Source organism: Thioclava sp. F28-4 (assembly GCF_002020045.1).
GTDB classification, from domain to species: Bacteria; Pseudomonadota; Alphaproteobacteria; order Rhodobacterales; family Rhodobacteraceae; genus Thioclava; species Thioclava sediminum.
Genome location: NZ_MPZQ01000002.1, coordinates 101,571 through 123,513, shown reverse-complemented (window position 1 = coordinate 123,513; position 21,943 = coordinate 101,571). Strand labels below are relative to the sequence as shown.

General features: G+C 65.5%; 22 protein-coding genes. 9 read left to right on the top strand and 13 right to left on the bottom strand.

The window, feature by feature from the left end:
• Positions 1-21 precede the first annotated feature (21 nt).
• The 3 genes from soxC to BMI87_RS05320 all read left to right on the top strand — a co-directional run bounded on the left by soxC (position 22) and on the right by BMI87_RS05320 (position 3,861).
• Positions 22-1,332, top strand: coding sequence for a sulfite dehydrogenase (gene soxC / locus BMI87_RS05330; RefSeq protein ID WP_078520148.1), 1,311 nt, complete (start codon positions 22-24; stop codon positions 1,330-1,332).
• Complete coding sequence (locus tag BMI87_RS05325; protein ID WP_078520147.1) at positions 1,313-2,434, top strand: c-type cytochrome; 1,122 nt, start codon at positions 1,313-1,315, stop codon at positions 2,432-2,434. Before soxC ends, BMI87_RS05325 begins: the two co-directional genes overlap by 20 nt.
• A 191-nt stretch (positions 2,435-2,625) precedes the next feature.
• Positions 2,626-3,861 (top strand): glycerate kinase, encoded by a 1,236-nt coding sequence (locus tag BMI87_RS05320; RefSeq protein WP_078520146.1) that lies wholly within the window; start codon positions 2,626-2,628, stop codon positions 3,859-3,861.
• Between the two features lie 232 nt (positions 3,862-4,093).
• Here the strand turns inward: BMI87_RS05320 and BMI87_RS05315 are convergent, their stop codons facing one another.
• The 3 genes from BMI87_RS05315 to BMI87_RS05305 all read right to left on the bottom strand — a co-directional run bounded on the left by BMI87_RS05315 (position 4,094) and on the right by BMI87_RS05305 (position 5,836).
• Positions 4,094-4,687, bottom strand: a complete 594-nt coding sequence (locus BMI87_RS05315) for a TIGR02281 family clan AA aspartic protease (RefSeq protein WP_078520145.1) — start codon at positions 4,685-4,687, stop codon at positions 4,094-4,096.
• A 71-nt stretch (positions 4,688-4,758) separates the two neighbouring features.
• Positions 4,759-5,403 (bottom strand): MarC family protein, encoded by a 645-nt coding sequence (locus tag BMI87_RS05310; protein WP_078520144.1) that lies wholly within the window; start codon positions 5,401-5,403, stop codon positions 4,759-4,761.
• 40 nt (positions 5,404-5,443) lie between these two features.
• Positions 5,444-5,836, bottom strand: coding sequence for a YafY family protein (locus BMI87_RS05305; RefSeq protein ID WP_078520143.1), 393 nt, complete (start codon positions 5,834-5,836; stop codon positions 5,444-5,446).
• Positions 5,837-6,023: 187 nt separating this feature from the next.
• Between BMI87_RS05305 and BMI87_RS05300 the strand changes: the two genes are divergently transcribed.
• The 4 genes from BMI87_RS05300 (at position 6,024) to BMI87_RS05285 (ending at position 8,672) form a co-directional block, all read left to right on the top strand.
• Complete coding sequence (locus BMI87_RS05300) at positions 6,024-6,251, top strand: twin-arginine translocase TatA/TatE family subunit (RefSeq protein ID WP_078520142.1); 228 nt, start codon at positions 6,024-6,026, stop codon at positions 6,249-6,251.
• A 77-nt stretch (positions 6,252-6,328) separates the two neighbouring features.
• A complete protein-coding gene (gene tatB, locus BMI87_RS05295) occupies positions 6,329-6,964 on the top strand; it encodes a Sec-independent protein translocase protein TatB (RefSeq protein ID WP_078520141.1) in 636 nt (211 codons plus the stop codon).
• Positions 6,961-7,833, top strand: a complete 873-nt coding sequence (tatC, locus tag BMI87_RS05290) for a twin-arginine translocase subunit TatC (protein ID WP_078520140.1) — start codon at positions 6,961-6,963, stop codon at positions 7,831-7,833. The genes tatB and tatC overlap by 4 nt, the downstream gene beginning before the upstream one ends.
• The gene (locus BMI87_RS05285; protein ID WP_078520139.1) at positions 7,830-8,672 is read left to right on the top strand and encodes an ATP-binding protein; all 843 of its coding nucleotides are present in this window, start codon (positions 7,830-7,832) and stop codon (positions 8,670-8,672) included. Before tatC ends, BMI87_RS05285 begins: the two co-directional genes overlap by 4 nt.
• A 39-nt stretch (positions 8,673-8,711) precedes the next feature.
• On the opposite strand, the gene BMI87_RS05280 is transcribed toward BMI87_RS05285, so the two are convergent.
• From BMI87_RS05280 to rocF, 3 genes are all read right to left on the bottom strand, one after another.
• Positions 8,712-10,022 carry an FAD-binding oxidoreductase gene (locus BMI87_RS05280; RefSeq protein WP_078520138.1) on the bottom strand — a complete coding sequence of 437 codons (1,311 nt, stop codon included), beginning with the start codon at positions 10,020-10,022 and terminating at the stop codon, positions 8,712-8,714.
• A gap of 69 nt (positions 10,023-10,091) precedes the next feature.
• Entirely contained in the window at positions 10,092-11,141 is a 1,050-nt protein-coding gene (locus BMI87_RS05275) for an ornithine cyclodeaminase (RefSeq protein WP_078520563.1), read from the bottom strand.
• A 5-nt stretch (positions 11,142-11,146) separates the two neighbouring features.
• Entirely contained in the window at positions 11,147-12,073 is a 927-nt protein-coding gene (rocF, locus tag BMI87_RS05270) for an arginase (RefSeq protein WP_078520137.1), read from the bottom strand.
• Between the two features lie 121 nt (positions 12,074-12,194).
• Between rocF and BMI87_RS05265 the strand changes: the two genes are divergently transcribed.
• The gene (locus BMI87_RS05265; RefSeq protein WP_078520136.1) at positions 12,195-12,620 is read left to right on the top strand and encodes an Lrp/AsnC family transcriptional regulator; all 426 of its coding nucleotides are present in this window, start codon (positions 12,195-12,197) and stop codon (positions 12,618-12,620) included.
• A 51-nt stretch (positions 12,621-12,671) separates the two neighbouring features.
• Here BMI87_RS05265 and BMI87_RS05260 read toward each other — a convergent pair whose 3' ends face one another.
• The 7 genes from BMI87_RS05260 to gltX form a co-directional block, all read right to left on the bottom strand.
• Positions 12,672-13,865, bottom strand: coding sequence for a LysM peptidoglycan-binding domain-containing protein (locus tag BMI87_RS05260; protein ID WP_078520135.1), 1,194 nt, complete (start codon positions 13,863-13,865; stop codon positions 12,672-12,674).
• Positions 13,866-13,919: 54 nt separating this feature from the next.
• Positions 13,920-14,576 carry a protein-L-isoaspartate(D-aspartate) O-methyltransferase gene (locus BMI87_RS05255; RefSeq protein WP_078520134.1) on the bottom strand — a complete coding sequence of 219 codons (657 nt, stop codon included), beginning with the start codon at positions 14,574-14,576 and terminating at the stop codon, positions 13,920-13,922.
• Positions 14,573-15,358 (bottom strand): 5'/3'-nucleotidase SurE, encoded by a 786-nt coding sequence (gene surE, locus BMI87_RS05250; RefSeq protein WP_078520133.1) that lies wholly within the window; start codon positions 15,356-15,358, stop codon positions 14,573-14,575. The genes BMI87_RS05255 and surE overlap by 4 nt, the downstream gene beginning before the upstream one ends.
• 137 nt (positions 15,359-15,495) lie before the next feature.
• A complete protein-coding gene (locus BMI87_RS05245) occupies positions 15,496-16,170 on the bottom strand; it encodes an SDR family oxidoreductase (RefSeq protein WP_078520132.1) in 675 nt (224 codons plus the stop codon).
• Positions 16,171-16,307: 137 nt separating this feature from the next.
• Positions 16,308-16,712 carry a DUF1284 domain-containing protein gene (locus BMI87_RS05240; protein WP_256376233.1) on the bottom strand — a complete coding sequence of 135 codons (405 nt, stop codon included), beginning with the start codon at positions 16,710-16,712 and terminating at the stop codon, positions 16,308-16,310.
• 147 nt (positions 16,713-16,859) lie between these two features.
• A complete protein-coding gene (gene gltA / locus BMI87_RS05235) occupies positions 16,860-18,155 on the bottom strand; it encodes a citrate synthase (RefSeq protein WP_078520131.1) in 1,296 nt (431 codons plus the stop codon).
• 79 nt (positions 18,156-18,234) lie between these two features.
• Entirely contained in the window at positions 18,235-19,629 is a 1,395-nt protein-coding gene (gene gltX, locus BMI87_RS05230) for a glutamate--tRNA ligase (RefSeq protein WP_078520130.1), read from the bottom strand.
• Between the two features lie 113 nt (positions 19,630-19,742).
• On the opposite strand from gltX, the gene BMI87_RS05225 reads away from it, so the two are divergent.
• Positions 19,743-21,866, top strand: a complete 2,124-nt coding sequence (locus tag BMI87_RS05225) for a ComEC/Rec2 family competence protein (protein ID WP_078520129.1) — start codon at positions 19,743-19,745, stop codon at positions 21,864-21,866.
• The last annotated feature ends 77 nt before the right edge of the window (positions 21,867-21,943 follow it).

Here is a 21,943-nt window from a genome sequence, read left to right as displayed (position 1 = left end):
TTAGAGACTGGAGGAAAACACATGGACGACAAGGAACGCCAGGGCAACCCGGCCACCAATGCCGCCCTCAGCCGCCGCGGGTTCCTCCGCGCAGGGGCTGCGGTCGGTGCGATGGCCGCAGGTGCTGGTGCCGCGCGCGCGCAAACGCAACCCGATCCGTTGATCACCGAAGTTCAGCCTTGGGCTTCGGGCTGGGGCGACGGGGTCGATGCAACCCCCTACGGCCTGCCGATCGAATTCGAAGATGACGTCATCCGCCGCAATGTCGGCTGGCTGACGGCGGATACGATTTCGTCGATCAACTTCACGCCGATCCACGCCCTCGACGGCACGATCACCCCCACCGGCTGCGCTTTCGAGCGTCACCACTCGGGCGCGATCGAGCTGAAGAAGGAAGACTACCGCCTGATGATCAACGGCCTCGTCGATAAGCCGCTGGTCTTCACCTACGAGGATCTGGAGCGTTTCCCGCGTGAGAACCGTACCTACTTCCTCGAATGCGCCGCGAACTCGGGCATGGAATGGGCTGGTGCACAGCTCAACGGTGCGCAGTTCACCCAGGGCATGATCCACAACATGCAATATTCGGGCATCCCGCTGCGGACGCTGCTCGAAGAAGCGGGGATCACCAATCTCGGCGACCAGATCAAGGACAAGTGGGTCTATGCCGAAGGCGCCGACGCGTCCTCGAACGGCCGCTCGATCCCGCTGGAGAAAGCGCTCGACGACTGTCTCGTGGCCATCAAGGCCAACGGCGAGGCGCTGCGCAAGGAGCACGGCTATCCGGTGCGCCTCGTGGTTCCGGGCTGGGAAGGCAACATGTGGGTGAAGTGGCTGCGTCGCCTCGAAGTCACCGACGAGGCCGTTCAGTCGCGCGAAGAAACCTCGAAATACACTGACACGCTCGCCGATGGCACGTCGCGCAAGTGGACCTGGGTCATGGACGCCAAATCGGTCGTCACCTCGCCCAGCCCGCAGATGCCGATCAAGCACGGCAAGGGCCCGCTGGTCATCACCGGCATGGCCTGGTCGGGTCGTGGTCACATCACCAAGGTCGACGTGTCGATCGATGGCGGTGCGAACTGGCAGGAAGCCCGTCTGGCCGAGCCGGGCACCGACAAGGCGGTCTCGCGCTTCTACCTCGAGATCGACTGGGACGGTTCGGAGATGCTCCTTCAGTCCCGCGCTACCGATTCCACCGGCTACGTTCAGCCGACCAAGGACGCGCTCCGCGCGATCCGTGGCGAGAATTCGGTCTATCACAACAACGGTATCCAGACCTGGTGGGTCAAGGAAAACGGGGAGTCCGAGAATGTCGAAGTGTCGTCGTAATCTGCTGCTGGCCACGCTTCTGGCCGCTCCGCTCGTCGCGACGCCCGCTCTGGCCGAGAAATACGGTCTGGGGCGCGAAGCGCTGCCCGAGGAAATCAACGCCTGGACCGTCGAGGTCTTCCCCGATGGCAAGAACCTTCCCGAAGGGTCGGGTTCGGTTGCCGATGGCGAGAAAATCTTCGGCGACAATTGCGCGGCGTGTCACGGCGACTTCGCCGAGGGCGTCGACAACTGGCCGAAACTGGCCGGGGGCGATGGAACGCTGGCCGACAAGGACCCGGTGAAAACCGTCGGTTCCTACTGGCCGTACCTGTCCACCGTCTGGGACTATGCGCACCGCTCGATGCCGTTCGGCAACGCGCAGACGCTGACCGTCGACGAGACCTACGCCATCGTCGCCTACATCCTCTACTCGAACTATCTCGTGGACGACGATTTCGTCCTCACGAAGGATAACTTCCTCGACGTGGAGATGCCGAACGCCGATGGGTTCATCGTGGATAACCGCGATGAGGTCGAAGTGCCGAAGTTCTCGGAAGCCGCTTGCATGAGCGACTGTAAGACCGACGTGCAGATCACCAAGAAGGCGACCATTCTCGACGTGACCCCCGATGAGGGCAACGGCGAGGACACGGCGGCTGCCGATACTGCGACCGAAACCGACACGGCCCAAAGCGATACGGCCCAAACCGACACTGCCGAAGCTCCGGCGCAGGACGCTCCGGCGGCTGCGGAGGAAGCCAAGGCAGTGGCCGCACCGGCGGAAAGCCTCTCGGCTGACCCGGAGCTGGTCGCAGCTGGCGAGAAGGTCTTCAAGAAGTGTAAGGCCTGCCACCAGGTCGGCGAAGACGCGAAGAACCGCGTCGGTCCGGTGCTCAACGGTTTGATCGGTCGTCAGGCCGGGACGGCTGATGGCTTCAAATACTCGAGCGCGATGAAGCAGCACGGCGAGGACGGTCTGGTCTGGACCGAGCAAACGGTCGAGGAATATCTCGCCGACCCGAAGGGCTACATTCCGAAGAACCGGATGTCCTTCGCCGGTCTGAAAGACCCCGAAGACGTCAAAGCGGTGCTCGCCTATATCGAGAGCCAAGGTGGCTAATACCCTCCCCGGGCGGGGGCTTCGGTCCCCGCTCACTTAAACCGACAGGGGCCTTCCGCCTGATCGTGTTTCGACGCCCGCGCTCCCCGCGGGCGTCTTTTCATTTCGTGCCGCGTCTGGCTTGTCTTCCGCCGGCGGGGTTGCAGCCCGCCGCTTCCCGGGGATACTTGCACCAAACCAAGGGGGCAGGAATGGATCTGGACGCACGCGCGCGCGAATTGTTCGACATCGGGGTGAAGACGGCCGACCCGGCAGCGGGGGTGACCCGCGCGATGGGCTGGGCGATGGACAACCCGCCGGGACCGGGCGGGCGCTGGCAGGTGATCGCGCTCGGCAAGGCGGCGCTAGCGATGACTGCGGCGGCGCTGGACGCGCTGCCCGAAGAGGCGCAGGCGCTGGTTGTCACCAACCCCGAGAATGCCGAAGCGGCGCCCCCGCGCGCGGGCGTTACGCTGATCGCGGGGGATCACCCGGTGCCGGGCGAGGGCAGCGAGCGGGCAGGGCGCGCCATTCTGGAATGCCTGCAGGGCTGTGGGCCGGAGGATCGCGTTCTGGCGCTGATCTCCGGCGGCGGCTCCGCGCTGGCCGTCGCGCCGGTCGAGGGGCTGAGCCTGTCGGACAAGGCTGAGGTCAGCCGCCTTCTGCTCGGCTGCGGGGCGGATATCACGCAGATGAACCTGATCCGCCAGCAGCTGTCCCAGCTCAAGGGCGGCGGCTGGCTGGTGGCCAGCGCGGCCCCTGTGACCGGGCTGATCCTGTCCGATGTGCCGGGCGACGATCTGCGCGTGATTGCCTCGGGGCCTACGGTCGAGCCGATCGGCACGCGGGCCGAGGCGGCGCAGCTCTGTCGTGATCTCGGGATCTGGGAGGCTTTGCCCGCCCCTGTGCAGGCGCATCTTGAAACGTCCGGCGCTGAGCCCGCGCTGCCCGCCGCCCGCAATCGTCTGATCGGGGCGAACGGGCTGTCGGTCGCGGCGATGGTCTCGGCAGGGGCCGAGGCCGCGCCCTTCGCGCTCGACGGGGACGTGGCCGATCTTGCGCCGCAGATCGTGGCTCTGCTGCGCGATATGCCCTCAGGCGCTTTGGTCATGGGCGGTGAGACCACCGTTACTATCAAGGGTGACGGCCGCGGCGGGCGCAATCAGGAGCTGGCGCTGCGGGTGGCTTGCGCGGCGGAGGCGGCCGGGATCGAGGGCGCGTGGCGCTTCCTGTCGGGCGGTACCGATGGCCGTGACGGGCCGACGGATGCGGCGGGCGGTCTGGTGGGGCCGGGGACCTGCGCGGCGGCTCGGTCGGCTGGCGTCGATTGCGATGCGGCGCTCGCACGCAACGACAGCTATCACGTCCTGCAGGCGGCGGATGCGCTCTTGATGACGGGGGCGACCGGCACGAATGTTGCCGATCTCGCGGTTCTGGTGAAAGGCTAGCTTAGCCGCGCTCCGCTTCGGCAGAGCGCATCATCGGGCGCAGGCGGAGATAGACTTCGCGAATGGCTGCGACGGTGATGATCGCGAGAGCGAGAGTGTCGAAAGCAACCATGCGTGTTTTCCTCGTAACGAAGCCTGAGTGGCGCGGCCTGAACGGCGGGCGCCCTCGGAGCCTCGGTAAAGATTGAGGCGCAAAAAAGGCAGGATCACGACGATTGCGGGCCGTGCCCCCTCAGCGTTCGAGGATCAGTGTGCCCCGCGCGAATTCCACCTTCGCGAAGCGGGTGAGATAGGTCATGCCCAGAAGCGAGGTATCCATCGATCCGCGATTGACCACGGCGCGCAGGTTGCTGTCGTGGATCGGCCCCAGATCGAAGCGCTCCAGCCGCACCGGCGCGGTCGCGACGATGCCATTGGCGGTGCGCGCCTGCCCGATATAGGCGAGATCGGAAGTGTTGATGCCCGCGCGCTCGGCGGCGCGCTGGGTCAGTACGATCTGGCTCGCGCCGGTATCGACGACGAAGCGGATCGGCGTGCCGTTGACCTCTGCGGTGAGGTAGTAGTGGCCGTCGGGCGCTTGCGGTACCTCGATCCGGCCATCGCGCATCACCGCCTGATCGGGGATCGAGACTTGCCGCTGGATATCGGTCCAAAGCCCGACCGCGGCGAGGGTGCCCAGAAAGATCAGTCCCCAGATCGCGGCCTGTTGCATGGTGCGACCGGGACGGCGGCGGATTTCGAGCACGAAATACCCGCCCACGGCGACGAGCAGGAGGCTCAGATAGACCAGCCGTCCCCAGTTTTCGCTGATGATCGTCTCCACCATGATCCTCGTTACCCCTACCGATCTCTTTCAGATAGGTCCGCTCAGGTGACTTTCCCAGAGGGCGGATTGCCTCAGCCGGTCGGGACGCCGCCCATCAACCCCGCACCGTGCAGCCCGTCGAGGATGAACTGGATCGCCAGCGCGGCCAGCAGCATCCCCAGAAGCCGGGTGACGACCATCGTGCCGGTGCGCCCCAGCGCGCGCTCGATCGGCGTGGCGAGCAGGAACATCACGAGGACACAGCCCAGCACCAGAAGCATCATGGCGATGATCGCCACGACATGCAGCCAGTCGCCGCCCTCGCGCCCTGCCAGCAGGATCATCGTGGCCATCGCGCCGGGCCCGGCCAGCAGTGGCGTGGCCAGCGGGAAGACGGAGGGGTCGGTCTCAGGGTCGGCCTCGTGTTCTTCGCCCTGCGCCTCGCGGCGCTTGGTGCGGCGTTCGAAAAGCATGTCGAGCGCGGTGAGGAACAAAAGCACCCCGCCCGCGATGCGGAAAGCGGGCATGGAAATGCCGATCCCGGCAAGGATCTTGTCGCCGAAGATGCCGAACAGCGTCAGCAGCACGGCGGCGATGATGAGCGCGCGGAAGGCGATGCGCAGACGCGCGCGGTGGCTTTCGCCCAGCGTCAGCGCGATGAAGACCGGGGCCAGACCGATTGGATCGATGATGACGAAAAGCGTCACGAAAGCAGTGATGTATTCGGCACCGATCACGTGGGGGCATCCCTTCCAAGTTTCGCAGGCGAGCCTAGCGTCATCCCCGATCCCCCGCCAGTCCTTCCCCGGCGTCTTCGTGAGGCGCTTCGGCGGGCGCAGAGGGCAGGGCGGCGCGGATCTTCGCGGCCAGGCTTGCGGCCCCTCCGGCGAGGCGCGGATCGTCCACCGCCTCGGCCAGATCGAGCAGGTGATCGAGCGCGGCCAGCTCCTCTCGGGTCAGCACCAGAGGCGGCAGGCCCACGGCCCGGCGCAGGATGTAGCCCACGCCGCGTTCGCCCTCGACAGGCACCCCATAGGCCGAGATTTCCGCCATGTCGCGCCAGATCGTGCGGGCAGAAACGCCCAGCCGCTCGGCCAGATCACTGGCGCGATGCATCTTGCCGTCGCGCAGGATGGCGATGATCTGTTGCAGCCGCTCGTCGCGGGTCATGGGGCTCTCCGATAGGGTCGCGAGAAGGGTAACGCGAGGGAGGGCAACTGACAATGAACTGTCAGTAATCTGCCCCTCCAAGCCGCGAAAGGGCGGAATCGCTCTAGGATTGACGCCGCTATGATCCTAAAACTCGGGACCGACATAAGGCGCGGGCGGCGGGCCCGTGACCAGAGGGGAGACAACAATGCTCAACAATATCGGCCTTCCCGGCCTTCTTCTGATCGCCGTCGTGGTTCTGGTTCTTTTCGGCCGCGGCAAGATTTCCTCGCTCATGGGTGAAGTCGGCAAAGGCATCACCGCCTTCAAGAAAGGCGTGAGCGACGGCTCGAAAGAAATCGAGGACGGCACCGTCGACGAGGCACGTGACGTGACCCCGGCTGACGAAGTCCAGAAAGAAAAAGACAAGGCCTGAGCCTGATCGCATTCGGGGTTTGCGGGCTGGTGCCCGTTTGCCTTTGCGTCCTCAATCGGCCGGAGGCCTGAGCACTCATGTTAGACATCGGTTGGAGCGAGCTTCTGCTGATCGGCGTCGTGGCGCTGATCGTGGTAGGACCGAAAGACCTGCCCAAGATGTTCCACCAGCTTGGCCGCATCACTGCGAAGGCCAAGGCGATGGGGCGCGAGTTTTCGCGGGCGATGGAAGATGCGGCGAAGGATACCGGGCTCGATGAAGCCGCGGGCTCCGTGCGCGATCTGAAATCGCTGGCGTCCAAGAAATCGCTCGGGCTCGACGCGCTGGAAAAAGCGACCGACGCTTTCGAGAAATGGGAGCCGGGCCGGTCCGAGAGTGGGAAGACCTCGCTCAAGCCCGATCCCGAGGCGGAGCCGCCCAAGCCCGAGGCTGCCCAAGCCGAGGCGAGCCCGGCCGAGACGGCCAAACCCGAGACATCCAAGACGGCAAGCAAGCCGGCGGCCAAGCCCGCTGCGAAGAAAGCCGCGCCGAAGACCGCAGCCAAGACTGGCGCCAAGACGACTGGCACCAAGACGGGCACTTCGACCGCAGCGAAATCCAGCGCCAAGCCGGCAACCAAGTCGAGCAGTAAACCCGCCGCGAAAACCGGTGCCAAACCGGCGGCCAAGAAGACGGCGGCGAAGAAACCCGCCGCGAAGAAGGGTGACGCATGAGCGACAATAACGAGATCGAGGAAAGCTCGGCCCCGCTGATCGAGCACCTTGCCGAACTGCGCACGCGCATCCTCTATTCGCTGGGGGCCTTCATTGCGGCGATGGTGGTCTGCTACACGGTCTGGAACCCGATCTTCAATTTCCTGACCCGTCCGGTCTGCTCGGCACTGGAATCGCGCGGCGAGCAATGCGGCCTCTACCTGATCAAACTGCAGGAAGGCTTCTTCGTCGCGATCAACATCTCTTTCCTCGGCGGTTTCGCCCTGGCTTTCCCGATCATCGCCTATCAGATGTGGCGGTTCGTGGCGCCGGGCCTCTATCGCAACGAGAAGAACGCGTTCCTGCCCTTCCTGGTCGCCTCGCCGGTGATGTTCTTCCTTGGCGCGGCGTTTGCTTATTACATCATCTTGCCGCTGGCCTTTAACTTCTTCCTCGGCTTCCAGCAGGGCGAGATCGGCGCGACTTCGGGCGCGAACGAGATGGCCGCCATCGGCTTCCAGGGTTCGGTGCAGGAATATCTCAACCTGACGATCAAGTTCGTCATGGCCTTCGGGATCTGTTTCCAGTTGCCCGTGCTGCTGTCGCTGATGGGCAAGGCGGGGCTCGTGTCCTCCGAAGGCCTCGGCAACATGCGCAAATATGCCGTGGTCGCGATCCTCGTGGTGGCGGCGATCGCCACGCCCCCGGATGTGATCAGCCAAGTCATTCTCTTCACGGTGGTGTACGGTCTCTACGAGATTTCCATCCAGCTCGTGAAGCGGATCGAGAAGACCCGCGAAGCCCGGATGCGCGCTGAAGGCACCTGGATCGACCCCGACGAGTGGGACGATGACGAGGACGAAGAGGACGAGAAGGACGGCAAGGCATGAGTGACGCGGCGCTGAACCGGATCGCCACGGCGCTGGAGCGGCTCTCGCCCGCTCCGCAGCCCGCGCCCGACTTCGCCTCTGCCGGCGCGTTCATCTGGCACACCTCGCCGGATCGGCTCGAACCCGTGCCGCAGGTGAACCGCGTCGATCTGAGCCTGCTGCACGGCATCGACCGCTCGCGCGACACGCTGCTGGCCAACACGCTGCAGTTTGCGCGCGGGGCGGCGGCGAACAACGCGCTTCTCTGGGGCGCGCGCGGGATGGGGAAGTCCTCGCTCGTGAAAGCGGCCCACGCCGCGGCGGTGGCTGAGGGGCTACCGCTCAAGCTGGTGGAGCTTGCACGCGAGGATCTGCCCTCTGTCGGCCGTCTGCTCGCGCATCTGCGCGACGCGCCCGAGATGCGCTTCATCCTGTTCTGCGACGACCTCTCGTTCAGCCATGACGATCAGCATTACAAATCGCTCAAGGCGGTGCTGGATGGTGGGATCGAGGGCCGGCCCGCGAACGTGATCCTCTATGCCACGTCGAACCGGCGTCACCTGATGCCGCGCGACATGATCGAGAACGAACGCTCGACCGCGATCAGCCCGTCCGAGGCGGTGGAAGAGAAAGTCTCTCTGTCCGATCGTTTCGGACTGTGGCTGGGCTTCCACCCGTGTTCGCAGGACGAGTATCTCACGATGATCCGCGGCTATTGCGACAGCTACGGCGTGGAGATTTCCGACGAGGAGCTGCGCGCCGAGGCCATCGAATGGCAAGCGACGCGCGGGGCGCGTTCGGGCCGCGTGGCATGGCAGTATTTCACCGATCTGGCCGGACGGCGCGGCGTCGCGCTGTAAGCGCGCCTCGCCGCATCGTGTAAGGCGCGGGTAGGGGGCTTAGACCCCCAGCCGGTCGCGCAGCGCATACCACCACGACCCCGCGACCGAGTAGGGCACGCGGAAAGTGCGCCCGCCGGGGAACGGAATCCAAGGCAGTTTCGCAAACGTGTCGAACCGGGTCAGATCGCCGTTGATCGCCTCCGACAGGATGCGCCCGAAGGTGTGCGACCCGGTCACGCCGTGGCCGGAATAGCCATGCGCGAAATAGGTGTTCTGGCCGATCCGGCCCATCTGCGGCACACGGCTGAAGGACAGCGCGAAATTGCCCGACCAGGCGTAGTCGATCTTCGTGCCCTTGAGCTGCGGGAAGACCTTCTCGAGGTTCTTCCAGAGCTTCGCCTTGATGTCCTTCGGATCCGCCCCGCCATAGACCGTGCCGCCGCCGAACAGCAGGCGGTTGTCGGCGGACATGCGGTAATAGTCGAGGATGTAGCGCACGTCCTCGATACAGGCGTCAGACGGCATCAACTCGTGGGCTTTCGCCTCGCCCAGAGGCTCGGTCGCCATCACCTGCGTCGAGACGGGCATCACACGGCGCTCCAGCGTGGGCACGACATGGCCAAGATAGGCATTGCCGCACAGCACCAGCGTCTTCGCGGTGATCTGACCCTTCGCGGTCTTGATCACCGGGCGCGCGGCCTCGGTATCGACCGAGGTCACGGGCGACATCTCGTAGATCGTGCCGCCGAGCTTCTCGACTGCCGCCGCCTCGCCAAGCGCGAGGTTCAGTGGATGCAGATGGCCGCCCTTATGGTCGATCATCCCGCCCGCATAGAGGTCAGAATTCGCATGCTCGCGCATCTGCTCGCGGCTCAGCATCTCCTGGCTTTCGATGCCGTAGCTGCGCCAGAGCTTCCAGCGCGCTTCCAGCTCTTGCATGTGCTTGGCCGTCAGCCCCGCGAAGACGTTGCCGGGCTTCAGGTCGCATTGGATGTCATAGGTCGCGACGCGCTCGCGGATTATGTCGCCGCCTTCCATCACGAGGCCGGCCACGAAATTCGCGGTGTCCTGCCCGTAGCGGCTCTCGATCACGTCGAGGCTCGCGTTCAGCCCGTTCACGACCTGACCGCCATTGCGGCCCGACGCGCCCCAGCCGATGCGTGCGCCCTCGACGACGGTGACGCTATAGCCCTTTTCTGCCAGATGCAGCGCGGTGGACAGCCCCGAGAAGCCTGCGCCGACGACGCAGATATCCGCCTCCTGTTCACCCACCAATTCTGCGCGCAAGGGCGCCGGGTTGGCCGAAGCCGCATAGTAGCTGCCGGTATGGCTGCCGTCGCCCGCATAGGGGTGGGTCTGATGGGTCATGTCGCGCACTCGTCTGAAAGGGGCGTTTGGCTTTCGGTGCCACGCGCGCGCGCCGAGCGCAAGCGGGGCTCAGCCCGCCCGCGTCAGCATCCCGAACAAATCGCGCGGATCGTCGGGGTCTGCCATAAGATCGAGCATCTGCGCGTATTCGCCACCCTTCACGCGGTCATGGATGTAGCGCAGCGCGCTGAAATCCTCGATCGCGAAGCCCACGCTATCGAACAGCGTGATCTGTTTCGCGTCGCGACGGCCCTCGGCCTCGCCGCGCATGACCTTCCACAGCTCGGTCACCGGGTGGTCCTCGTCGAGCGCCTGAATCTCGCCCTCGATGCGGGTCTGCGGCGGGTATTCGACGAAGATCTCCGAGCGGGTGAGGATGTCGCGATGCAGTTCGGTCTTGCCGGGGCAGTCGCCGCCGATCGCGTTGATATGGATGCCGGAGCCGACCATGTTGTCGGTCAGGATCGTGGCATATTGCTTGTCGGCGGTGCAGGTGGTGATGACCTGCGCGCCCTCCACCGCTTCCTCGGCCGAGCGGCATTTGGTGACGCTGAACCCTTGCGCGGTCAGGTTCTTCGCGGCCTTCTCGGTCGCCGTCGGGTCGATGTCGTAAAGGCGCAGCGTGTCGATCCCGCAGATCGCGCGGAAGGCCAGCGCCTGAAACTCGCATTGCGCACCATTGCCGATCATGCCCATGACGCTCGCGCCTTTCGGGGCGAGGTATTTGCCCACCAGCGCCGAGGTGGCGGCGGTGCGCAGTGCGGTCAGCATCGTCATCTCGGTCATCAGCAGCGGATAGCCCGTGGCGACCGAGGACAGCACGCCAAACGCCGTCACGGTCTGGTGCCCGGTGCGGCCGTTCTTGGGGTGGCCGTTGACGTATTTGAAGCCGTAATTCTCGGCATCCGCGGTCGGCATCAGCTCGATCACGCCCTCCGCCGAATGGCTCGCCACGCGCGGTGTCTTGTCGAAATCCGGCCAGCGGCGGAAATCTTCTTCGATATAGGCGGCGAGATCGCGCATCACCTGTTCGGGGCCGATCTCGTTCACCAGCTTCATCATGTTGGCGACGGAAACGAAGGGCACGAAGGCCAGTTTGGAGGGGGCGAGAGGGGACATATCCATCAAAAGCTCCGTGTCATGCGGTCGAGAACGCGGCGGCCAAAGAGGCTGGCTGCGAGGTCGCAGAGCAGTTTCGCCGTGCGGCCGCGTTCGTCGAGGAAGGGGTTGAGCTCGACAATGTCGAGCGAGGTGACGAGGTCGCTGTCGCCGACCTCTTCCATGATCAGATGCGCCTCGCGGAAGGTGGCGCCGCCCGGTACGGTCGTGCCCACGGCGGGCGCGATGCCGGGGTCGAGGAAATCGACATCGAAGCTGACATGCAGCAGGCCGTTGGCTTCGCGCACGCGGTCGAGGAAGGCGCGCAGGGGCGCCAGCACGCCGGTCTCGTCGATGGCGCGCATGTCATGCACTTCCAAGCCGATCTGCTTGATGCGCGCGCGTTCCGCCGGATCGACCGAGCGGATGCCCATCATGCAGAAATTCTTCGGATCGATGCTGGCTTCCAGTGGCGGGAAGGCCTCGAAATCGGGCTGGCTGGTGACATAGGCCACGGGCGTGCCATGCAGGTTGCCGCTGGTCGTGGTCTCCAGCGTGTGCAGGTCCGGGTGCGCATCGAGCCACAGGACGAACAAGGGGCGATCTTGCGTCTTCGCATGCCGCGCGAGGCCGCTCAGCGTGCCTGCGGCCAGCGCGTGATCGCCGCCGATGAAGATCGGGCGGTCATGGGTCTGCGCGGCGTCGAAAGCCGCCTGCGACAGCGCCTCGATCCAGGCACGGGTTTCGGCCAGATCGTGGATCGCGGGGTTCTTGTGCGGCACCGGCTTTTGCGGGGGAATCGACAGGTCGCCCAGATCATCCACCTCCCAGCCCAGCTCGGTCAGGATGTCGCCCAGCCCCGCGATGCGCAGACTGGCCGGTCCCATGATGCAGCCGGGTTGCGAAGCGCCAGTTTGAATAGGCGCGCCCAGGATCGAAACTGTGCGTGTCATCGAGATCTCCCTTGTTGGTCTTAGTCTGACGAAATGGCGCAGAGGTTTCGCTTGTCAATTTGCGCAAAACGGAACTAAATTTGGTCAGTTTGACCAGCCAAGTGATCAAAACGGAGGGTAAATGCAGCTAGACGATACGGACCGCGCGATCATGGCCGCGCTGCGCGCGGATGCGCGGCTCTCGATGACCGATCTCGCGCTGCAGGTGGGGGTGTCGCGCACGACCGCGCGCGCCCGGCTGGAGGCGCTGGTCGCCTCGGGGCAGATCCGGCGCTTCACCATCGAGACAGAGACGGATGTTGAGGGGCAGGTGCGCGCGATTACGCTGGTCGAGTTGCAGGGCAAGATGTCGCGCGCGGTGATCCGGGCGCTGCATCGCATTCCGGAGGTGACGACGGTCTTCGCGACCAATGGCAACTGGGATCTGGTGGCGGAAATCCGGGCCGAGACCCTGGGCGAATTCGACCGGGCCTTGCGCGATATTCGGGAAATTCCGGGGGTGCTCAACAGCGAGAGCTGTCTGCTGCTTGCGCCTGTCGCGGGCTGAGCGGGCAGGGCGCGTGGGCGGGCCGGAACATCTCCGGCCCGCCGCAAAAGGTCAGTTGAGGTAGGGCATCGGATCGACGGAATCGATCCCCTTGCGGACCTCGAAATGCAGATAGCCCTGATCGCCGGACGCGACCTTCGCGATGGTCTGGCCGCGCTTAACGCTCGCGCCTTTCTTCACCGTGATGCCGGTCACATTGTAATAGACCGTCACCAGATTGTCGGGATGCTTGATTGCGAGGAAGGCGACATCGTCGGTGTCCTGGCTGATCAGCAGCACGGTGCCGCTCTCGGCGGCTTTCACCGAGGTTCCGGCCGAGGCAGAGATGTCGACGCCGTCGTTCTTGCCCTTCTTGTAGGGCCGGATGATCGAGCCGGGGACCGGCATCATCATCTTCGACGTGTCCGACGCCTTGGTACGATCGGTGCTCATGTCCGGGGTCTGCGTCTTGACCGGCGCAGAGGCTTTCGGCGGCGTCTTGTCGGGCAGGGGCTCTGCCGCGGAGGGCGGCACCGGGGTCGGCGAACCGGTGCCCGGCGCGGTGGTGGCCGTCGCGGTCTCGACCTTCGCGGGCTGGCGGTTCGATGCGACCGGGATGATCAGTACCTGACCTTCGCGCACGCGCAGGTCGTTGGGCAGCCCGTTCCATTCGGCCAGCGCCTTCACCGGCACCGAGTAGTAGCGCGCGATGGAATAGGCGGTCTCGCCACGCGCGACCTTGTGGCGGATCGGCTCGGCGCTGTTGGTGGAGACCGGGGCCGAGGCCGGGGTCGATTTGGCGGGCTGGTTCGCCTGCGCCTTGTCGATCGCGTTCGAGGCGAGCGAGGTGATGTCGATCGTCTCCGAGGTCAGCGCGCTGGAGTTACCCGGTGCCGCGGAGCCGCCTGTGGTCGCGACCTTGTTGGGCAGGGCCAGCACTTCGCCCGCGTTCAGCACCGCATCGGGGGCGACCGCGTTATAGCGGGCCAGCGCGCCGGGATCGGTGCCGATCCGCTGCGCGACGGAATTGACCGTATCGCCGCGGCGCGCCACGACGACCTGATAATTCGGGTAGGTGATGATGCCCTGCGCATTCGGGCGCGGGCGGTCCTGCACCGCCTGCCGGGCGGCGGCGCTCGTGTCGAGCCCGCCATTGCCATAGCCGCGCATGTCCAGATCGAACCCGTTCGGGTTACAGGCGGCCAACGCCGTCAGCGCGACGCCACCTGCCAGGATCAGCCGCAGCCGGGAAATCTTCGTTGCCATCCGCTCGTCCTCACTGTCTCTCAGACCTCTTCGGGGTCCGTTCTTACCTGCCACTCAATCGTTTGCCACGCCCTCGACGAGGGGGACAAAACGCACCGGGCGCAATTCTTCGTAATCGAAACCCGTCTCGAGCCGGCGCACCCGGATCAGGCTTTGCACCGTGTCCGACTGGCCCACGGGTAAAACCATGATACCCCCGATCTTCAGCTGGGCCAAGAGCGGCCCGGGAGGGTCTTCCGCAGCGGCAGTCACGATGATTCGATCAAACGGCGCCTGATCGGGCAGCCCGTGCGAGCCATCCCCGGAAATCGCGACGATATTGGTGAGCCGCAGCGCGTTGAAGACGCCTTCGGCCTCGCGCACCAGCCTGCGATGCCGGTCCACGGTATAGACGCGGCGGGCGAGCTGGCTCAGGATCGCGGCCTGATAGCCCGAGCCCGTGCCGATCTCGAGCACGGTGTCGCGCGAGCCCACATCCGCGGCCTGCGTCATCAGCCCGACGACCGAGGGCTGAGAAATCGTCTGCCCGCAGGCGATGGGCAGCGGCATATCCTCATAGGCGCGGTCGGCGAAGATGCCGCGTACGAACTGGCCGCGGTCGATCCCCTCCATCGCATGCAGGGTGCGCGCGTCGGTCACGCCCTTGGAGCGCAGCGCGAAGAGGAACCGCATCTTGCGCTCGGCCAGATCCTCTTCTGCGTCCTCGCTCATCCCAGACGGGCCTCCAGATCGGCGATCACGTCATGCGCGGTCAGATCGGCACGCATCGGCGTGACCGAGATATAACCGTCGAGATTGACGGCGGCATCGGTGCCCGGCTGCGTCGGCGTGTGCTGCGGGCCGCCCTTGATCCACAAAAAACGCCGCCCCGAGGGCGCGTGATGCGCTTCGGTCGAGAAGAAGCAATCCTTGCGGAAGCCCTGGGCTGCGACCTTGTGGCCTTTGACGTTTTTGGCCAGCACCGGCGGGAAATTGACGTTGTAGAAGACCCGGTAATCGCCGTCGTCCCAGATGCCCTGATCGATCAGCTTGCGCACGAGCGCCGCGCCATGGACCCGGGCCGCCTCGAACATGTCGGGGGCGTTGAAGACCTCGGGGCCGATGAATTGCGACAGGGCGATCGCGGGCACGCCTTGCAGCGCGGCCTCCATCGCGCCGCCCAGCGTGCCGGAATAAAGCGCGTTATCGGCGGAGTTGTTGCCCCGGTTCACGCCCGAGAGCACCAGATCGGGCCGTTGCTCCTCCAGCACGTCATAGAGCCCGGCCATCACGCAATCGGCGGGGCTGCCTTCGGCGGCGAAACGGCGCTCTGCCAGTTTCGAGATCATCATCGGCCGGGTGTAGGAAATGCAGTGCCCGACGCCCGATTGCTCGAAGGCTGGCGCGACCGTCCAGACCTCGCCATCGGGGCCGGCAAGCTCTTCGGCGATCTCGCCCAGAACGGCCAGTCCCGGTGCGTCGATCCCGTCGTCATTGGTGATGAGAATACGCATGTTGCCCCCAGTTCGCCGTCGCGTCACCCGATGCTTACCGTGCGGCGGATGAAGGGTAAAGCGGGGGCGGGCGACAGCGCGGATGTGTCGCCAAAGCGCCGCAGCCGGAGGGCATTTCGGCGGCGCTTTGGTCGTTCTCAGAGCGTGTCGAGGATGCGCCGCGCCTCGGCGTGGCGATCGGCCAGCGCGTCGCGATCTTCGCCAGGGAAGAACCGTCCGCGCAGCGCGGTCGCCATCGGCGCAGGCTCCGCGATGACCACGCGCGGCCCGATCTTCACGGTCTCGGCCTGCCACGAGCGCAGCATTGCCATCTGCGCGGCTTTCGTCGCCCCATAGATGCCGAAGAATTTCTGGCCCGCACGAGGATCGTCGAAGGCCAGCGCGGTGCCTTCGCGCACAAGCAGCAGCGGCTCCATCAGCCCGATGAGCTGCGCGGTCGCGGTCACGTTCACCTTGACCGAATTGGCCAGTTCCTTCGCGTCGATATGCCCGGTCGGCGAGAGCGGTGCGGCATGGATCGCGGTATGGACCCACAGATCGAGCCCACCCCAGCGCGCGCCGATCGACTGCGCGAGATGCGCCATCTGATCGGGTTCGGTCACGTCGAGCGGACCGAGCGAGGCGGTGCCGCCCTTCGCCTGAATGCGGTCGTCGAGCTCTTCCAGCGCGCCGGTCGTCCGCGCGACGGCCATGACGTGCCAGCCATCTGCGGCCAAAGCTTCGGCGATCGCCCCGCCAAGGCCACGCGAAGCGCCTGTGACAAGCGCTAGTTTCTTGCCCTGCGAAGGGTCTTGGGTCTGATCCGTGCTCATGGCGCGTTTCTTGCCACCACACCCGCCATCGCGCAAGCGTGCAGATGCACGTCCCGCACCTTTCCCGCGGTTTTGCAGACTGACGGGTGAGCGCGTTGGGCAGCTTTACAGTGCCGCCCTCCCGACCAAGGGTAGCGCTATTCTTTGTCCTGAAGTCGAGCGAGGGCGGCGGCGCACATGCCCGCGCTCAGCCATTGGCATTCGGCGCAGATCGTCTGATGCACATCGGCGGGCAGGGCGGCCATCCGCTCCAGCGCCTCTCCCCATGTCAGCACATCGCCCGGCGCAATATCCAACGCCTCGGCATGGGCCGCGTCCAGCCGGTCGATCTTCGCCTGTGCGGTGCAGCCCGATCCGCGCCGCGACGGGCAGGGGCCGCAGATATCATCCGCCGCGCCCACGACCTCGATCTCCACCGCCGCGCCGTCCGCGCGCCGCAGGCGTCCTTCAACGATCTCGGTCATATTCGCGGTGAAGAGATCCGAATATCCCTTCCCCTCGAAGCCAAGCGAGCAGAGGAAATGATGCGGGCGATATGTCAGGCGATCAGTGATGTCTTCGCTCTTGGGTAAATATCCCGGGGGATGAATGGCGCAGCCAGAAGGGGGCAGCGCCCCCTTGTCCCGGATATCAGAATAGAAAACGGGCCGGAAGGTCTCCCCTCCGGCCCGCAAAGACTTGGCTTACGCTCAGCGCTTGGCGATATCGACGTAATCGCGATAGGTCGCGCCGGTGTAAAGCTGACGCGGGCGACCGATCTTGCCGGTCGGATCCTCGATCATCTCTTTCCACTGCGAAATCCAGCCGACGGTGCGCGAGAGCGCGAAGATCGGGGTGAACATCGAGGTCGGGAAGCCCATCGCCTCGAGAATGATGCCCGAGTAGAAGTCGACATTCGGATAGAGCTTCTTGGAGACGAAATAGTCGTCCTCCAGAGCGATCTTCTCGAGTTCCTTGGCGACCTGAAGGGTCTCGTTGTCGTGGATGCCGAGCAGGTCGAGCACCTCGTCCGCCGATTCCTTCATGACCTTCGCGCGCGGGTCGAAGTTCTTGTAGACGCGGTGACCGAAGCCCATCAGGCGGAAGGGATCATCCTTGTCCTTGGCGCGCTTGATGTATTCCGGGATCTGATCGACGGTGCCGATTTCGCGCAACATCTCGAGGCAGGCCTGGTTTGCGCCGCCGTGGGCGGGGCCCCAGAGGCAGGCGATGCCGGCTGCGATACAGGCGAAGGGGTTCGCGCCCGAGGAGCCCGCCAGACGCACGGTCGAGGTCGAGGCGTTCTGCTCGTGATCGGCATGGAGCGTAAAGATACGGTCCATCGCCTTCGCGAGCGCCGGCTCGATCTTGTAGTCTTCGGCCGGGACCGAGAAGCACATATGCAGGAAGTTCTCGGCGTAGCTCAGCTCGTTCTTCGGATAGACGAAGGGCTGACCGATCGAGTACTTGTAGGCCATCGCGGCGATCGTCGGCAGCTTCGCGATCAGGCGGATCGAGGCGACTTCGCGCTGCCACGGGTCCGAGATGTCGAGGCTGTCGTGATAGAAGGCCGAGAGTGCGCCCACGACGCCGACCATGGTCGCCATCGGGTGGCTGTCACGGCGGAAGCCCTGGAAGAACTGCTTCATCTGCTCGTGGATCATCGTGTGACGGGTCACGCGATATTCGAAATCTTCCATCTGCTGCTTGCTCGGCAGTTCCCCGTAGAGAAGCAGGTAGCACACTTCGAGGTAATGCGATTCCGAGGCGAGCTGGTCGATCGGGTAGCCGCGATACAGCAGCTCGCCCTTACCACCATCGATGAAGGTGATCTTGGACTCGCAGGCTGCGGTCGAGGTGAAGCCCGGATCGTAGGTGAAGACGTCGGCTTGACCGTAGAGCTTGCGGATATCGAGCACGTCGGGACCAGCCGAGGGCGAGAGCACGGGAAGCTCATAGGTTTGTCCGTCAAGCGAGAGCGTGGCGGTCTTCGAGTTGTCTGCCATGTAAATTCCCTTTCATCCTCCGGCTGGGCCGCGCCGGTCTATCGCGTCCGGACAGGCGTCCGGAGAGGGCGGCCAGGCCTCAGGCCGCCTGATCGTCGAGTCGTGCCAGAGTTTCCTCTTGGCCCAAAACGAGCATCATATCGAATACGCTGGGGGTAGCCGCTCGCCCCGCCAAGGCCGCCCGCATCGGAGCAGCGACCTTCCCAAGGCCCAGTCCATGCGCTTCGGCAACCTGTCCGACGGCGGCTTCCAGGTCTTCCCGCGACCAATTAGCGCGTTGCAGCGCAAAGGTCAATTCACTCAGTATACCACGGGATACATCATCGAGCGCCTTGGCCGCTTTCTCCTCGATCTCGATCGGGCGCTGCGTCAGAGAGAAATGCGCCTTTTCAAGAAGTTGCGGCAACATCTTCGCCGACCCCTTCACGATGGGAAGCGTGCGCACAAGCGCAGATTTCTGTGCGTCACCCAGCGGGGGTTTTTCTGCAGCTGCGAGATAACCTTCGATTTCGCGCAGCAATTCGGCCTCATCGGTGATCGCGATATGCTGGCCGCAGATATTTTCGAGCTTCTTGAAATCGAGCCGCGCCGGCGCCTTGTTGATGCCGGTGATGTCGAACCATTCCTTCGCCTGATCGTCGGTGAAGAATTCGTCGTCGCCGTGGCTCCAGCCGAGCCGCGCGAGGTAGTTGCGCATTCCCGTCGCCGGGTAGCCCATGGCCTGATATTGCTCGAGGCCGACCGCGCCGTGACGCTTCGACAGCTTCTTGCCGTCGGGACCGTGGATCAGCGGGATATGCGCGAAGGTGGGCACGTCCCAGCCCATCGCGCGATAGACCAGCATCTGCCGCGCGGCATTGACGAGATGGTCGTCCCCGCGGATCACATGGGTCACGCCCATATCATGGTCATCGACGACAACGGCCAGCATGTAGGTCGGTGTGCCATCAGAACGTAAACAAATCATGTCATCGAGCTGATCGTTGCGGATCGTCACCTCGCCCTGCACGGCGTCGGTGATCACGGTCGTGCCCTCGCGGGGCGCTTTCAGACGGATCACGTATGGCGCATCCGGATGCGTCGACGGATCGGCATCGCGCCACGGCGAGGGGAACATCTGACCCTTGTTCGCCGGGTCCTCGCGGAAGGCCGCGATCTCTTCCTGCGTGGAGAAGCACTTATAGGCGTGGCCTTTCTCCAGCATCTGATGGGCGACCTCGGCATGGCGGGCCGCGCCCGCAGCCTGGCTCACCACGTCGCCGTCATAATCGAGCCCCAGCCATTCGAGCCCCTGCAGGATCGCCGCCGTGGCCTCGGGGGTCGAGCGTTCGCGATCGGTATCCTCGATACGGAGCAGGAATTTGCCGCCGCGCCCACGGGCATAGAGCCAGTTGAACAGGGCCGTGCGCGCACCGCCGATATGCAGATAGCCGGTGGGAGAGGGGGCGAAACGGGTGACAATCTGGTCGGACATGTCGGGACCTTTCTTCGCGGGCTCTTACCGGCCCGCGTTAACCTATCGGAAACCATCAAGCGCATAGGCTTTCTCGGCTCGATGCATAAGCAGGGACGGGGCCGAGGACAAGCATGGCGATCAATGCCGAACCCGGCGACTGGGCGCAGCCGGAGGGTGCGACGGGCGCGGGCCGCGCTCCGCGTCTGATCGCGGCGATCTTCGGCGGGCTCTCCGATCCGCTGGGCGCGCTGGCGCGGGCCCGTGCGCAGCTTTTCCTGTGGATGCCGGTGGCGCTCGGCGTCGGGGTCGGGGCGTATTTCACCCTCGGGATCGAGCCGGGATGGCCTATCTACCTGAGCACGCTCGTAATCTGCGCGCTCTCTCTCGCGCTTTGGCTGCGCGCTGCGGCATGGTTTCGGCTGCCCGCGGCGCTGATCGCCCTTGCGGCTCTGGGGCTGTTGCTCGCAGGGCTGCGCGCCCATCTCGTCGCCGCCCCGGTGCTGCAGTATCGCTATTACGGCCCCGTCAGCGGGCGGATCGTGAAGCTCGACCGCGCGCGCTCCGACCTGATCCGGCTGACCTTGGACCGGGTGCGGATCGACCGTATTCCGCCCGCCAAGACCCCGGCGCGGGTGCGGGTGACGCTGCATGGCGATCAAAGTCAGTTCAGCCCCGAGCCCGGCACGCAGGTCATGCTCACGGCGAATCTCTCGCCCCCGCCGCCGCCAGCCGCGCCCCGGGGTTACGATTTTCGCCGCACCGCCTGGTTCGACCGGCTCGGCGCGATCGGCTATACCCGCGCGCCGGTGCTGCGTGTCGCGCCGCCCGATCCCGGCGATTGGGCGATGGCAGCGCATCGCGCGCGGATGCGGCTCTCGGCGGCGATCCAGTCGCGGATCGCGGGCCAACCCGGTGCGGTCGCGGCGGCGCTGATGACCGGCGACCGCTCGGGGTTGAGCGAGGCCACGCGCGAGGTGATGCGCCGCTCCAGCCTCGCCCATCTGATCGCGATTTCTGGGCTGCATATGGGGATGCTCGCGGGCTTCGTCTTCGGTCTGGTGCGCTACGGTCTGGCGCTGGCGGGGCGCCCCGCCCTGATCTGGCCTACGAAGAAACTGGCCGCCATCGCAGCGCTGATCGCGGCCAGCGGCTACCTCTTGCTCGCGGGGCCTGCTGTCTCGACCCAGCGCGCGTGGATCATGGTGTCGATCATGCTCCTCGCCGTGCTCTTCGACCGGCGCGCGCTGAGCCTGCGTACCGTCGCGCTCGCCGCCACGCTCCTCATGATCTGGCAGCCTGAGAGCCTGACCGAGCCCGGCTTCCAGATGTCCTTCGCCGCGACCACCGCGCTGATCGTGGCGCTGGGGCCGTGGACCCGCACGTCGCGGCATCTGCCGCGCCTGCTGCGCCCGGTGCTGATGCTGGTTGCGACCTCTCTGATCGCAGGCGCAGCCACCGCACCGATCGTGGCCGCGCAGTTTCACAGGCTCTCGGAATACGGGGTGCTGGCCAATCTCTTCGCGGTGCCCGCAATGGGGCTCGTGATCATGCCGATGGGTGTGCTCGCGGCGCTGCTCGCGCCCCTCGGCCTCGCCGGGCCCGCGCTTTGGGCGATGGGGCAGGGCACGGCGTGGATCTTGCGCGTGGCGGAGTGGGTGAGCGGTCTCGACGGCTCGGTTCTTGCGATCATCCAGCCGGGGCCGTGGGTGATCCCTTTGATTGCGCTTGGCGCGCTGGGGCTGATCCTGACGCGCGGGGCCGGGCGCAGCGCGAGTGTCGGTCTGATCTTTCTGGGCGGCGCCCTTTGGCTGCGCGCCGACGCGGAGCGTCCGGCGCTGCTGATCGCGCCCGAGGCGCAGCAGGTCGGTCTGATGACCTCGCAGGGCCGGGCGCTGTCGAAACCGGGTGCGGGGTTCATCTCCGAGCGCTGGTTGGCAGCGGATGGCGATCCGGCTTCGCTGGAAGAGGCTGCCGCACGCCCCGCCTTCGCTGGGCCGCGCGGTGCGCGGATCGCGCAGTTTCGACGCGCGCCGCTCGCCCATCTCACTGGAAAATCGGCAAAAACGGTCCTTCCTGCGATTTGCGCGAAGGGGGGCATTGTCGTGATCTCCAGCAAGATCGAAGCGCCCACGGGCCCCTGCGATCTATGGGACGCCGCGCGCCTGCGCGAGACTGGTGCGGTCGCGATCAGCGCCAAGGGCGAGGTTACGACGACCGCGCAAATCAAAGGCCGCCGTCTCTGGACGCGCCCCTGACCTTCGCTCTTTCCAAATATCCCCGCCGGAGGCTCCCGCCCACGCAACCGGCGCGACATACGAAAAAGAGCGCCCGG

Excerpts from the sequence above, each read along its gene's own strand:
- soxC (WP_078520148.1), top strand. The coding sequence starts at position 22 with ATGGACGACAAGGAACGCCAGGGCAACCCGGCCACCAATGCCGCCCTC.
- BMI87_RS05325 (WP_078520147.1), top strand. The coding sequence starts at position 1,313 with ATGTCGAAGTGTCGTCGTAATCTGCTGCTGGCCACGCTTCTGGCCGCT.
- BMI87_RS05320 (WP_078520146.1), top strand. The coding sequence starts at position 2,626 with ATGGATCTGGACGCACGCGCGCGCGAATTGTTCGACATCGGGGTGAAG.
- BMI87_RS05315 (WP_078520145.1), bottom strand. The coding sequence starts at position 4,687 with ATGGTGGAGACGATCATCAGCGAAAACTGGGGACGGCTGGTCTATCTG.
- BMI87_RS05305 (WP_078520143.1), bottom strand. The coding sequence starts at position 5,836 with ATGACCCGCGACGAGCGGCTGCAACAGATCATCGCCATCCTGCGCGAC.
- BMI87_RS05300 (WP_078520142.1), top strand. The coding sequence starts at position 6,024 with ATGCTCAACAATATCGGCCTTCCCGGCCTTCTTCTGATCGCCGTCGTG.
- tatB (WP_078520141.1), top strand. The coding sequence starts at position 6,329 with ATGTTAGACATCGGTTGGAGCGAGCTTCTGCTGATCGGCGTCGTGGCG.
- tatC (WP_078520140.1), top strand. The coding sequence starts at position 6,961 with ATGAGCGACAATAACGAGATCGAGGAAAGCTCGGCCCCGCTGATCGAG.
- BMI87_RS05285 (WP_078520139.1), top strand. The coding sequence starts at position 7,830 with ATGAGTGACGCGGCGCTGAACCGGATCGCCACGGCGCTGGAGCGGCTC.
- BMI87_RS05280 (WP_078520138.1), bottom strand. The coding sequence starts at position 10,022 with ATGACCCATCAGACCCACCCCTATGCGGGCGACGGCAGCCATACCGGC.
- BMI87_RS05275 (WP_078520563.1), bottom strand. The coding sequence starts at position 11,141 with ATGTCCCCTCTCGCCCCCTCCAAACTGGCCTTCGTGCCCTTCGTTTCC.
- rocF (WP_078520137.1), bottom strand. The coding sequence starts at position 12,073 with ATGACACGCACAGTTTCGATCCTGGGCGCGCCTATTCAAACTGGCGCT.
- BMI87_RS05265 (WP_078520136.1), top strand. The coding sequence starts at position 12,195 with ATGCAGCTAGACGATACGGACCGCGCGATCATGGCCGCGCTGCGCGCG.
- BMI87_RS05260 (WP_078520135.1), bottom strand. The coding sequence starts at position 13,865 with ATGGCAACGAAGATTTCCCGGCTGCGGCTGATCCTGGCAGGTGGCGTC.
- BMI87_RS05255 (WP_078520134.1), bottom strand. The coding sequence starts at position 14,576 with ATGAGCGAGGACGCAGAAGAGGATCTGGCCGAGCGCAAGATGCGGTTC.
- surE (WP_078520133.1), bottom strand. The coding sequence starts at position 15,358 with ATGCGTATTCTCATCACCAATGACGACGGGATCGACGCACCGGGACTG.
- BMI87_RS05245 (WP_078520132.1), bottom strand. The coding sequence starts at position 16,170 with ATGAGCACGGATCAGACCCAAGACCCTTCGCAGGGCAAGAAACTAGCG.
- gltA (WP_078520131.1), bottom strand. The coding sequence starts at position 18,155 with ATGGCAGACAACTCGAAGACCGCCACGCTCTCGCTTGACGGACAAACC.
- gltX (WP_078520130.1), bottom strand. The coding sequence starts at position 19,629 with ATGTCCGACCAGATTGTCACCCGTTTCGCCCCCTCTCCCACCGGCTAT.
- BMI87_RS05225 (WP_078520129.1), top strand. The coding sequence starts at position 19,743 with ATGGCGATCAATGCCGAACCCGGCGACTGGGCGCAGCCGGAGGGTGCG.